This window comes from Paenibacillus sp. E194, assembly GCF_000935845.1.
GTDB classification, from domain to species: domain Bacteria; phylum Bacillota; class Bacilli; order Paenibacillales; family Paenibacillaceae; genus Paenibacillus_B; species Paenibacillus_B alvei_B.
In genome coordinates this window covers 14,749-28,404 of record NZ_JMDX01000059.1, presented here as the reverse complement: position 1 = coordinate 28,404, position 13,656 = coordinate 14,749, and the positions used below count along the sequence as shown (strand labels likewise).

Sequence of the window (13,656 nt, the reverse complement as noted above, 5' to 3'; positions counted from 1 at the left end):
GGCGCATCGGTTACGCAATGCCCAAATACTTCCGCCGTGTCTCCTCATCATAACGCAGTTCATCCATCGTTCCTGCCTTCACGACCCGCCCTTCGTCCACCATGTAGTACGCGCTTCCAATTCGGCTCGCCATAAGGAAGTTCTGCTCAACTAGGAGCACGGTCGTCTTCTCCTTCATCTGCTGGATAGCTTCCATCAGCTTCTCCACCATAATCGGGGCAAGTCCTTTGCTAGGTTCATCGATGAGGAGCAATTCATTGTCGTTCACATATGCCCGGGAGATCGCCAGCATCTGCTTTTGCCCTCCGCTCAAGAGCCCACTCTTGCGGTTCCAGAAGCGGCGCAGATCTGGGAACAGCTCCATTGTCCATTCCAGCCGAGCAGCAGCCTCTTCGCTATTCCCTCTCATCGCAATACGCATCGTTTCTCCTACTGTCAGATCAGCGAAGATTCCTTGATCCTCTGGAACATACCCGACTCCTTTGCGAGCAATGAGATGCGTCGGAAGCTGATCCAATCGTTCTCCCTTATAGCGAATTTCTCCCTTAGATGCCGGATTCAATCCCATAATGGAACGCAGTGTCGTCGTCTTGCCCGCCCCATTGCGGCCAAGCAGTACGGTAATCCCACCAGCCTCCACTTGGAAGGTGACCCCTTGCAAAATATGAAACTGTCCGATATAGGTTTCAATTTCATTCACCTGCAGCAGCGTCATCATACAACCCTCCCAAGTAAGCAGACTGTACCAATTCATTATTCATAATCTCATCCGGATGCCCATCTGCAAGCAGCTTCCCATTAAACAGAACGGCGATCGTATCGGATAAATCCAGAACCATCTCCATCTTGTGCTCAATGAGTAATATCGTTCGATCTTTGGCGTCCTTCACCCGACGGATCACTTCCATAATCGCTGGAACCTCTTCCACCGATATGCCAGCCGTCGGTTCATCGAGCAGAAGAAGCGACGGCTGAAGCGCCAGCAGCATCGCTAGCTCCAGCTTGCGCTTCTCTCCATGCGCCAAGTGCTTCGCTGTAGCACTGCCTCTTCCTCCAAGCAGCACCATATCCAGCCAATGCTCCGCTTCTTCCTCGAACTGACGATACGCCCGCAGTGATCGATACCAATTCATGCGAACACCATGTCTGGATTGGACAGCAAGCCGTACATTCTCCATCACCGTCAGATTGGGGAATACATTCGTGATCTGAAAGGATCGCCCCATCCCAAGCCTTGTCCGTTCGAATGGGGGCAGCAACGTCACGTCGCGCCCCTCGAATTGGACCTGGCCAGAAGTTGGCCGCAGCTCGCCGCTTAACAAGTTGAACAAGGTCGTCTTACCTGCACCATTTGGACCAATGATTGACTTGAAGCGATTACGCTCAACGGTGAGGTTCACTTCCTGTACTGCGATATGTCCGCCGAACGCAATCGTCAAATCTGTTGTGCTCAAAATCTTATCCACCGCTTGGGACGAATGGGCGCGGCGAGCTCTATTCGTTCCCTTTTCAATCGGCAGCGACTCGGCTGTATGTCGATTGTTCTCCGCTCCGCTCATGTCCCGACCTCCTCGTTAACGTTTGTTGCGAATCGGCGGTGCCGTCTCTTCTGGCAACAGTTCACGGATAAGTACAGGAACCGGATAATCGGCACCGTCCTTCTTCTCCAGCTTCACCGCATACATCGTCTGCAGTGCTTGGTGATCCTCCGCCCGGAACGTCATCTTGCCCTTCGGCGCATCAAATGTCATTCCTTCCATCGCTGCAATCAGCTTGTCGGCAGTCGTGTCCCCGCCCGTCTTCTTCACGGCTTCCACGATCGCGATCGCTGCTGACATGCCGCCAGGTGTGAACAAATCTGGCAAATCTCCATTGAATCGCTTCGTATGTTCTTCTACGAGCCATTTATTCACATCATTGTTTGGAAGTGAATGGTAGTATACCGAGAAGCCTTCCATTCCCTCCAGCTCCTGCATTGTCTTCAGAGCCGCGATATCCGGAGCTCCAGTAGACAGTTTGATGCCTTGCTCCGTTACCTTCATATCCTTGAGCTGCTTCCACGGCGTGTTCGCCCCGCCCATACTACGAACAAGTAATCCGGTTTTGCACTTACAATTTTCTGAATGTTCGCGGTAAAATCCGTTGCAGTAGCGTCCGCGTACTGTTCTTCTACAATTTCAGCACCAAGCTTGATCGCTGCTTCCTTGAACGCCTTAATGCCATCGCGGCCGAACGCGCCATCCGGTGCGAACGTTGCAATCTTAACACCCTGCTTAGCTATCGCTGCCGCGCCTGCAACTGCATCCTGCGAGGAATTGCGTGCAGTGCGGAATACGTATTTGTTCCACAACTCGCCTGTAATGCTATCCGCAACAGCCGGCTCGACGACCATAACCTTCTCGTATTCCTCAGCAAGCGGAAGAACCGCTAATGTATCCCCTGAGCTGGATGAACCAACAAGGAAATCAACCTTATCGGTTTCAAGCAGCTTGGTTGCCTTCTTAACGGCTACGTCCGGCTTCGTTTCCGTATCCTCTACGATGAATTCAACTGGCCGTCCATCAATCGTCTTCGTACCTTGTGTGGCATAGTCGATGCCAAGCTCGAATCCGCGAACCGTCTGTTTGCCGTAACTCTCAAGCGCCCCCGACATGGAAGCAAGCACCCCGATCTTGATCGGCGTCTTATCCCCATCGGACGATTTCTTCTCTTCCGTTTGATTATTCTTGTTCTCTGTCGATGCTTCACCATTGTTCTCTTGCTTCGCGGAGTTCCCTCCCGCATCACTTCCACTGCTTCCACAAGCAGCTGTCAGCAGCAAGAGAAAGGACATGAAGCTGAGCAGCAATAGTCTTGACATCTGTATGCGAACCGTCGGTTGCTTATCATGGCTGCGATGCAATTGTTCCTTCTGATTGCTTGTTTCACGAATAAATAACTGTGTCATAGACACCAAAAACCCCCTTACGAATCATTTCCCATTCATCATAAGAGGGTATAGTTACAAATGAGTTGCATCGGTTAGGAAACCGCTGCACGACATACTGCCAGCTTAATCAACAGATAAGCAAGCAACATTCCGCAGCAGTACCCTCTTACTTGTCATCACCCAAAATTACACTGATATGTCCTGAACAAGTTCTCGGATATCCTTCATCGGCTCGATCCCTAGCTCTTCCTCCAGCGCCTTGCGGCATTTGTTGTACCAGCGCAAAGCTTGATTGCGATTATTCATTTGAAGATGACAAGCAATCAGAATTCGGTACGCCTCTTCCCAGCAGCGATCCTTCGCTACAATCGATTCCGCCCAGCGGATCGCCTTATCGAAGGTATTCATAGCCGCATAGTGGCAAGACAATCTCTCTGCTCCACGCATGAACAATACTTGCAAGCGTTCCCGTTCCTCAATGCACCAATCCTCGTAACGGCGTTCAGGCATATAGTCGCCTTCATAGATAAGGAGCCCTTCTTCCAGCAGTTTGATTGCCTGCTCCACATCGCCAGCATCAAGCCCTTGTTCGATCGTTATCTCGAAGCGATTGGCGTCGAGTATCCAGCCCGCAGTCGGATTCAATTGATAGGTGGTTCCCCGTCTAATGATGTAATAAGGGTTCGAACGAACACGACGATGCGGTTCTAAGGCCGTATTCAAGGCATTTAGCGCCACCTTGAAGTCTCGATTGGCTGCCTTCTCCTCTGATTGAGGAAACAGAGAATCCAGCAGTTCTTCCTTCGTCAACGAACGAGTCCGCCTGGTCACCAGAAGCTGGAACAGCTCTTTTGCCTTGCCACGCTGCCAGTCTTTGTCCGACAACTCAATATCGCCAAGCTGGACAACAAAATTCCCAAGCGTATGTATATACAAGGTATATCCAGGGTGGTACGTAAGCTGATCTAGTCCTAACTCCGTAAGCAGCATCGATGCGTAGGAGCGGCAAATATCAAGTCGTACCGCTTCAATAAGCAGCGGAATGAGCTGCTGCGTGTCGCTCGGGCCGAATAATGTACGCCGCGTGATCAGGAACGAGTAGCCTTCCCGCTCTGTCCGCCCCAAAAAGCGCTCCATCGCAACCGCGAACTTGCTGTCCTGCTCTGTCCGATAGGCGCATAATGCGAGCCACATCTCAACAGCAGCGCTGCCGAATCCATCACCGCAAGCGAGGAAACGTTCACTACATTCACGGAATACATCCTCGGCTTCGGCATACCGGTTCGCGTTGAACAGTGCAATGCCCATGCTCAGCCTAATTAGCGAGGTGAGCCAGCCATCATTCGCGAATTGCGTCTTCTCCCAAGCACTATGCCCGTATCGTAGAGCCGTATCCGCTGAACGAGCTCTGCCGAAGAGCAAGCAGAGTCCCATATAGGGCTCTGCGCTGCCGCGCTTCACTTCCAGCCGTTCCATGATAGACAGCGCCGCCTGATAGCAATCAGCAGCTACCTTCGCATCATACTTCCCAGTCAGCTGCGCAGCATGGCCCATTCGCATCCATCCACAAGCTTCTACGAAGGGCGCCTTGAGGCGAATGCCCTGCATCATTCCCGCTTCTGCCGCCTCCTTCGCCGCAATCGGCTCTCCACACATACTGCTAATAAGCGAGAGCAGCAGATCAATCTCGCGGTGCGAGCGGGATAATGTCTTGGAATGGTAGCTAAGCCCGCGGAAAAGCGAACCCTGTTCCTGTTCCATCATCTGGGCATGCATTAGCTTCGACTTCGCCTTGTGCAGTCTGCCGGTGCGGAGGAACAGCCTCGCTTCAAGCAGCCAGTCTCTGCCCTCTGCGTGAGTATGAATAGCCCGATCGTACCAGAGCTGTGCTTCTGTTCCTCTGCCCGCATTAAGCATATTTTCAGCCATCAATGTATATAAGCGGCCAAGACGATCACGCTCGCCAGTTCGAACCCTTCCACCTGATTCATAGCTTAAATGCCGCAAGTGAACGCTTTCAATTCGATCTACATGCATGAGACGGCCTCCATAGAGCGACTCTGCAATTGCAATCGCACGCTCCAGCAGAGGCTCTGCCTTGCCAGGCTGAATCGTATCCAGAAATAAGAGTGCTTGCCCTTCAAGGGCCATCATCTGAACAATGCGATTGCCGGCACTATCTGCTTCATATTCGGCTATGCGGTATTGGGCTGACGCCTCTTCATACTGGCAGCGATAACGCATAATATCCCCATGCAGCACATGCAAATATGGGTACCTGCGCATCGTACGCTCCGGAATCGTCAGCAAGGAGGCATGGACGAATTCCAAATGACCGCCCTGTATCAACTCCTCGCCCCCATCCTGAAGCAGCAGTGCCGTCTCTTCGGCATCCTGCAGCACCATCGCCTGTGCCATCGCCAGATCATAGCGGCCGCGCGATGCGAAGATGTGAATGGCCTGCTTCGCCAAAGACACGTAACGATCATGCTGTCTTCTCAACTGATCGAGCAGGAATTCACGGAACAGGGCATGATAGCGGAACTGCTTGTCATCGACTGCTGACAAGAAGCCGCTGCCGCACAACTCAAGCAACAGTGCATGTGAACCGCTTCGCCCGCATACGGCATCACACCAGTCGCCGGTGAGCTCGTCAAAGATACTCGTCTCCAACATGAAAGAGCGCATCGACAAAGATTGCTTCTGGAACAGCTCCAATGCCAGAAACTGAAACAACTCCTCCATCGTATCTCTTGGCGCCTGCAGAAGTTCTTCTAGCGAGCCATTGGAGGACAGCAGCCGCTGCCATATAAGCTGCACCGCAATAATCCAGCCTTCCGTCTGCTTATAAATCCGCTCAAGCTGCTGCTTCGTAAGCGGGTATCCGTAATAATCGCTGTACAACACATCAATTTCTTCTTCATTGAACGCAAGCTCTTCCTTCCCAATTTCCAGTACATGGCCTCGGATGCGCAGTGCAGCTAGACCATCCCACTGAGGCTTGGCGCGTGAGGAAATGACGATGCCCATCTTGTCGCAGTCAGGCAAATAGGACACAACATACTGCATCCATTCGTCAATGCTTGTAGTCGGTTCGACGAGGTGGTAATCATCAATAATTAATATCGTCCGCTCTGAAAGCGATACCAACTCATTCAAAAATAAATCTGCCAAGGCAATGATATCTTCACTGCTGTTCCGATTTCCACCGCTGTGCAGCTCAGCAAGCAGCGATTCCCCGAATTCGGGAACCGATTGCCGCAACGTATAAATGATATGGGATACAAATGGGATAAAGTCATTGTCTTGGGGAGATGCTCCGTACCATGCATACGTCATGTCCGAGGAGCGCAAATAGGCGGACAGCGCCGTCGTCTTGCCGAATCCCGGACCAGAGGTCAGTATGGTGAGCGGGAAATCTGTAATGCGGGTTAGCACCTTAGCAAGACGAGGACGGTGGAGCAGCTGCTTCTTCAGAGGGGGCGGCATTAATTTCATTTTAAGCACGCGGCCTTCTTTCATGCAGAACCTCCAATTCCTCTATTTTCCAATGTTGTCCTGTATATTGTATCATAGTTATACCTGCTTCAAGCACTTTTACAAAAAAATGAGCGGCTGACCTCGGTCAACCGCTAAACCATACTTTCATTGCTTTTTTGTCCAGCTTGCCCACTACTGTCTTAGGAAGCTCTTCAGTGAGAATAAAACGCTTGGGCACTTTATACTTCCCGATCCTCGCTTGACAGTATTGCTTGAGCTCTTCTTCCGTCAAGGAGGAGATCTCTCCTGTACTGACAGCAGCAACGACAACTTCGCCCCACTTCGAATCTGCTATGCCAAGCACAGCCGCTTCCAGCACCTGCGGATGACTCTCAAGAATATGCTCCACTTCAAGTGGGTATACATTCTCTCCTCCGGTAATTATCATATCTTTCTTCCGGCCAACAATATAGTAATAGCCGTCCTCATCCCTTCGAGCCAGATCCCCCGTCAACAACCATCCATCCTGCATCGTCTCTTCTGTTGCCTGCGGATTGTTCCAATAATGCGAGAACAAATGACCTCCCCGAAGCGCCAGCTCTCCGACTTGACCTGCTGCCAGCACGCACCCGTCAGACCCAATAATCCTTGCCTCTCCGAGCATCATCGGCACACCTACCGATCCGGGCTTCATTCTAGCCGCTTCCGGCTCGATTATGAAATTGTTTGGGCCAGACTCTGTCGCGCCGTACCCTTCCTTGAAAGGCAAGCCTTTAGTATGAAATGCTTCATATACGGATAATGGACACGGGGCACCTCCCGAGAGGAAGGTTCGCATATCCGGAAACATCTCATTCTGAAATGAATCGCATTGAACGAGCAGATGATACATCGTCGGCACCATTAGCACAATCGTACATCGTTCTTCCCGAAGGAGCCAGATCATGTCATCCGCTTGGAAATTGCGCACGAGCACAACCGTTCCCCCAGCCATAAGTACAGGGAATGTCAGTGCATTAATGCCTCCAGTATGGAACATAGGCAAGATGGTCGGCGTAACGTCCGCTTCGTTCAACTGCCAGCTAATTACCGTGTTCGCCGCATTCCAGAACACAGAGCCATGCGACAGGACAACCCCCTTCGGTTTCCCTGTCGTTCCCCCGGTATAGATCATAAGCCATGGATCATGGAGGCTGATTGCTTCCTGTACCAATATGTCACGAGACTGTGCAAGCTCATCTGCTGTTGCCCCGGCTGCAATCTCTACAGCAGCATCCTCGATTGCATTGTCTGTCGAATTCACCAGCTGTTCACACTGGGCCTTCGCCCGTTCATGCAGCAGCGTAGACACGTCCAATCGTTCTACGCTTCTCTCTTGTAATACTTCAGATAGAGCAGCAAGCGAAGGATCTGTTCGATCATAGAGCAGCACCCTCGGCGAACAGTCTCGTACAATTTCATTCAGCTCTGCTTCCGCGAGCCTCCAATTCATTGGAACTGCAATTGCGCTCAACAGTCTACAGGCAAGCAGTGCATCCAGCATCTCAGCCTGATTTAGCAGCAGTATAGCAACTCGATCCCCAGCACTAACACCATGATGCTGCAGTACTAACGCCAACTGCCTTGCTCGGCGTGCAAGCTTTCGATATGTGTATCGATTTCCTGTATGAGCGTCTACGACCGCGACTTTATCCGGCGTTTTCTCGCAGCGATGCTCGAACCAGTATACAGCACTGTCCATCTTCTCAAAACTTCGCCACGAATGCTGTCGTTCCGATTCAGCCCCGTTCGACGATGACAGCGACACCATGACCGCCTCCTACACAGAGCGCAGCCGCGCCATATTTCACCTTTCTTCGCTCCATCTCGTGAAGCAGTGTCACAAGTACTCTTGTCCCGCTGGCACCAATCGGATGTCCGAGCGCAATTGCGCCTCCGTTCACATTAACGATCTCTGTATCAATGCCCAGTTCCTCGGTAACAGCCAGCGCCTGTGCCGCAAAAGCTTCATTGATTTCGAACAGTTCAATATCCTGTATCCGCAGGCCTGCCTTGTCAGCAACCTTCCGCAGCGCAGTCACAGGTCCGAGTCCCATCCATTCCGGATCCACACCTATTGCTGCATAGCCGCGCACCACCGCGAGGGGTGATAAATTACGCTTCACAGCTGCTTCCGAGCTGCACAAGACAATAGCAGCTGCCCCATCATTAATCCCGGACGAATTGCCCGCTGTAACCGTGCCATTGCTAAGGAAGGCAGGCTTCAGTTTGCTTAAATTGTCCATGGTCATGCCATGGCGAGGGTGCTCATCCGTATCCACCGTCCGGTATGCCCCCTTACGTTCAGGTACTCGGATTGGAACGAGCTCTGCTTCGAATCTTCCTTCACGCATCGCTGATTCTGCACGTTGTTGGCTAAGCAGAGCAATTTCGTCCTGCATGTCACGTGTGATATGATATCGTTCTGCTAGTTTCTCTGCGGTAATGCCCATTGGCTGCTGTAGAAAGGCACAGGTCAGTCCATCATGCAGTACAGTATCCAACAGCTCCCCGTGCCCATACTTGTAACCCTGTCTTGCCTGCTTCAGTATATAGGGAGATTGCGTCATATTTTCCATTCCGCCAGATACGACGATGTCTGCATCACCCGTCCTGATGTTCTGTGCCCCTAGCATGACAGACTGTAGTCCTGATCCACAGACTAGGTTGACCCCTGTCGCTGGGGCATGGATGGGGATGCCCGCCTGCAACGCCGCTTGTCGTGCCCCATTTTGTCCAACTCCAGCTTGCAGCACCTGTCCCATCCATACCTGATCCACATGTTCTCCCATGATGCCAGCGCGGCTGCAGGCCTCTTGAATAGCAGCTGTGCCTAGTTCCACTGCAGTAACATCCCGATAATTGCCTTGAAATGAACCGATTGGCGTGCGTGTCGCACCCGTTATCCACACTTCATTCATCTATTCCACCCCACGTTCAGGTTTTATGGCTGCCGCTTGCAGATATGTCCTGCAATGTTCAGAGGCTGAACCCCTCCTCAAATGCCCGTTCACCCGCAAGCCTGTATATCCACCATTTCCAGTAAACGCGATGACAGTTGCAAATCAGTTGCATAACGGTACAGACATGAACGCACTCCATGACCCTGCCCTGCACATGGGGTATTTCGAAATGGATGCGGCCGGGAAGAAGTGAACCGGTAGGACAACAAAAAGAGCACTCGAACCGCGACGCGGTTCAAATGCTCTCCGTTATTTGTATATCTTTATGCATCCGTAACGCCGCACCTAGCAAGGCAAGCTATGCCTTGAACTTCGCAGACAACTGCTGTAAATCATCAGCAATGGTAGCTAAGTGGTTCGCGTACGAAGCCATTTCCTGCATAGCCGCGTTTTGCTGTTCACCCGCTGCCGCCACATTTTCCATTTCAAGCAGCGTTGTATTAGTCATTTCACTCGCTTCATCGAACGAAGTGATCATCGTACCATTGGCACTAGAGAGTTGGGTGCTCATTTGTGCAATATGACTCAGTTGTACGTTCATTTCATCCACTGCCGCGAACATGTCAGCGAAGCTGCTCGTCACCGTCTTCGTCACCTGCTGACCTTCCTCTACCGAGGCTGAACCGTTCTGCATTGCTGTCCATACCGCTTCAGAACGTTCATGAATATGCTGAATCATGCCTGTAATTTGCCCAGCCGCTTCATTCGTCTGCTCTGCCAGCTTGCGAACCTCATCAGCTACAACTGCGAATCCACGGCCATGCTCGCCCGCATGTGCAGCTTCAATCGCCGCATTCAAGGCAAGCAGCTTCGTTTGTGCAGACAACTCTTGAATGAATACAACAATACGGCGAATATGCTGGGACTGCTCAATCAACTGCTCCGTTTCCTTGGTTGCCAGCTCTGTATGTTCCGTAATTGCATTCATTTGCGAGCGTACACTGCTCAACGCCTGCTCCCCTCGAACTGCCCATTCACTCATATCATTAGCAGCCTCGGAGGACAGATTAACCAGTTCGGTAACTTCCTTCAACTGGCGGCCTGACTGATGCGCATCAGAGCGAACCGCTTTGAGACGATCATTAAGGAGCGATGATTGTGCAGACACCTCCTGATAAGAGGCAGCCACCTGCTGCAAAGACGCTACATTCTCCTCTGTATTAGCGGAGAGCTCCTCAGCAGAAGCCGCAACCGTCTCGGACACTTCACGAATGCGAAGCAGAACATCAGTCAAGGACTGTGCCATCGTGTTGGAGTTTTTCTCCAAGCGTCCAATCTCATCGCTGCGATCCGACTCCGGAATCCGTTCTGTGAAGTCACCCGCAGCAATCCGTTCCGTCAGCTGCTGCACGCGGAGAACGGGACGAATAATACTCTTTACAAACCGCCATAAAAATAGTCCCATTAACGCGATAAGAACGACTAGGAAGATGGATGCGACAATAAAAATGTAGTTGGCTTGACTGTTGATTTCCGACAAGGCAATGACCGAGACGATGCTCAGGCCCATTTTATTGCGTTTGTCGTAACTGACGAACTCATTACGTCCTGCCGCATTCGACTTGTAGGCACCGTGATCTTTCGCTGTCGCCAGTTCTCCGTACGTAGCTTCGTCCAGAATTGTTCCTTGCTTGTACACCGGATGGGTTACGACCTGATTATCCTTGTCAACCAGGCTAATATAACCGCTTTTCCCTACTTTGTATTTCTCTACAGCCTTGTTAATCCGATCGATTGCCACATCAATGGCAACAACCCCATTCTTCCCTGGGAGCTCTTTAGCGAACGTAACTACCAAATCATTCGTTATCGCATCGCGATACGGCTTCGTCACAATTACTTTCCCGCCACTTTTCTTTGCCTGCTGATACCAGTCCCGCTTCATCGCATCAATCGTCTCATCACTGTCATTAGAACTGTGTATGTATTGATTATTTACAAAGACATATGCCGCATATATATTGTCAATATCTTTGGCAATCTCAAGCATCCGATCATGGATCCAGTCCTTTTGTTGCGACTTCTTACTAATGCTGTCAGCCAGGCTGTTTACCGTATAGGCATTAGAATCATACATGTCATCCAACATACCAACAATGGATTCAGTAGCTCCATTCACTTGATCGTAGACCATGTCTTTCGTATTGCTTGCTGCCGTACCTGTCAGGATAATGATAAGAATAATCGTAGGAACGACAATAAATAACGCAAGTAAGCATATTATTTTCTTTTGTAAGGATTGTTGTATTCCTGTAGTCCACTGAATAACCCTCTTCATGTTGACTCCCCTTTGCTTGCCAAGTCTCGTTGCCAAAATACGTTTGGTATATCGGTATAAAACGGTAAAAGTTTATACATTGTTACAAAATCAACAGATGGTAATTAACACCATACCATCCTTGTATCCTCCCATATCTCTTCCTTTCCCTTGTGCACCCTGGTGTACGACAAAAAAAAGCCCCTCGAAGAAAGTGCATCGCTTGCACTTCCTTCGAGGGGCTTGTCTATTTTTTATTCTCACTAAGATATAAATAGCGCGTATGTGAATTAACCACGTTCTCCTTGCAATCGCATCAATGGACGCAGTACCTTCTGAACCGCACGCGGATAACCCGACAGCTCATCATATCGAATAACGCGGAAAGCAACCAGCCCAACAACGAACAGAGCTACTACCCCCACGCCTACAACACCTGCCGTGAACATGAAGGCAAGCTTGGCCGGCAAGATGCCCACTAATTGCTCGCCCAACCATTCGCAGCCATATCCTACGCCACCCGACAGCACGATGGTCATCAGGAAGCCTATCCAGCGATTTCCTAGAACAGAGAACGGAACAACCTTCTTCATGACACGAAGATTGAGCCATGTAATAAGCAGGAAGCTCAATGCTGTTCCTCCAATAATGCCGTAAATACCAAAGAAGTGAACAAGCGAGAAGCTGGCAATGAGCTTAATAATAATACCTAATGTTACACTGATCATGGCAATATAAGGCTTGCCAAGACCAATCAGAATCGAGCTTGACGTCATCATTGTAATTTGGAATATCGTTCCGAGCGTCAACGCTGCAATAATGCCTGCACCGTCCAACGTACTGAACAAGAAACCGTTCACGGAATATGCTGCAACTGCTAGAGCCAATACGATCGGCATGCCACTCAATACAGAAATACGCATTGCCATTGTAGTCTGCCGCTTCAAGTGAACCATATCCCGCTTCGCAAAAGCAGCGGAAATGACCGGGATGAGCGACGTGCTTAACGCAATCGCCAAAATTGGCGGAATGCCAGCGATCGATTGTGCACGCTGACCAAGGATACCATACAGATGCTTCGCCTCATCTACCCCAACTACCGGTGAGAGAAGTGGAATCGTGATGGATGTATCAATAAAGTTAACAGCCGGTACGGCAAGTGAAGACAATACAATCGGTACGGACATCGCGAAGATAGAACGGAAAATATCGCTAAGCGGCACTTTCTTCGCACCTCTGCGGCGTGCGCGTACTCCGGCTTCCCGATCTGCCTGACGCAGCTTGCGCAAGTAATAGATCATAATAATGAATGCGCCGACACTCCCTAGCACACCGCCGAAGGAAGCACCCGCTGCGATCCACTCTTGGTTCTGCCCCGTGCTCATCAGGATATAGGCAAGTCCGATCGCCGTAAGAACACGTAAAACCTGCTCTACGATCTGCGATACACCGCTTGCCTGCATCATATTGCGCCCTTGCGTATACCCGCGCATCATGGCAATGACCGGGAACAACAGCAGCGCAGGTGCTAATGCACGAATAGCAAGTGCAGCCTCAGGCAACTGAATCATATCCGCATATACACCTGCGAACGCGATGAGCAGCAAGGTTGTAATCACACCGGATATGAGTCCGAACAGCAGCGCAGCATAATAGACCCGCTCCGCTTCGCGCACCTTATTCAGCGCGTAGCGTTCGGATACCATCTTGCTTAATGTACTCGGAATACCTGCTGTCGCTATTGCAAGTATCATCAAATAGACTGTCTGTGAGGCAGCAAAAGAGGCATTACCCACAGAACCGAGCATATGCTCAAGCGGAACGCGCTGAAAGAGCCCTAAGACGCGAGCGACGAGGGTAGCCGCTGCAATAATGAGCGTTCCTTTAATAAATGATTCCTTTGCCAAACGTTTCCCTTCTTTCTGTATGCTAGCCCGTATCCTAATATCCCGTCCGAACATACTACATTCAATTCTATTCATCGTGGC

The 13,656-nt window shown here is 50.7% G+C and carries 7 protein-coding genes and 1 pseudogene; all 8 read right to left on the bottom strand.

Features of this window, described 5'->3' with window-relative positions; genetic code table 11:
- Positions 1-10: 10 nt before the first annotated feature.
- A complete protein-coding gene (locus AZ66_RS10720) occupies positions 11-715 on the bottom strand; it encodes an ABC transporter ATP-binding protein (protein WP_044354843.1) in 705 nt (234 codons plus the stop codon).
- Positions 693-1,559 (bottom strand): ABC transporter ATP-binding protein, encoded by an 867-nt coding sequence (locus AZ66_RS10715; RefSeq protein WP_082061529.1) that lies wholly within the window; start codon positions 1,557-1,559, stop codon positions 693-695. Before AZ66_RS10715 ends, AZ66_RS10720 begins: the two co-directional genes overlap by 23 nt.
- Before the next feature lie 15 nt (positions 1,560-1,574).
- Positions 1,575-2,653 (bottom strand): annotated as a pseudogene (locus AZ66_RS10710) (substrate-binding domain-containing protein).
- 462 nt (positions 2,654-3,115) lie between these two features.
- Entirely contained in the window at positions 3,116-6,451 is a 3,336-nt protein-coding gene (locus AZ66_RS10705) for a BTAD domain-containing putative transcriptional regulator (protein ID WP_044354842.1), read from the bottom strand.
- 103 nt (positions 6,452-6,554) lie between these two features.
- Positions 6,555-8,219, bottom strand: coding sequence for a class I adenylate-forming enzyme family protein (locus AZ66_RS10700; protein ID WP_052648463.1), 1,665 nt, complete (start codon positions 8,217-8,219; stop codon positions 6,555-6,557).
- Positions 8,188-9,369, bottom strand: a complete 1,182-nt coding sequence (locus AZ66_RS10695; RefSeq protein ID WP_044354841.1) for an acetyl-CoA C-acetyltransferase — start codon at positions 9,367-9,369, stop codon at positions 8,188-8,190. The genes AZ66_RS10700 and AZ66_RS10695 overlap by 32 nt, the downstream gene beginning before the upstream one ends.
- 340 nt (positions 9,370-9,709) lie before the next feature.
- On the bottom strand, positions 9,710-11,689 hold the full coding sequence (locus AZ66_RS10690) for a methyl-accepting chemotaxis protein (protein WP_044354840.1): 1,980 nt from the start codon (positions 11,687-11,689) through the stop codon (positions 9,710-9,712).
- 269 nt (positions 11,690-11,958) lie between these two features.
- Positions 11,959-13,629, bottom strand: coding sequence for a putative polysaccharide biosynthesis protein (locus tag AZ66_RS10685; protein WP_044354844.1), 1,671 nt, complete (start codon positions 13,627-13,629; stop codon positions 11,959-11,961).
- Positions 13,630-13,656: the final 27 nt, after the last annotated feature.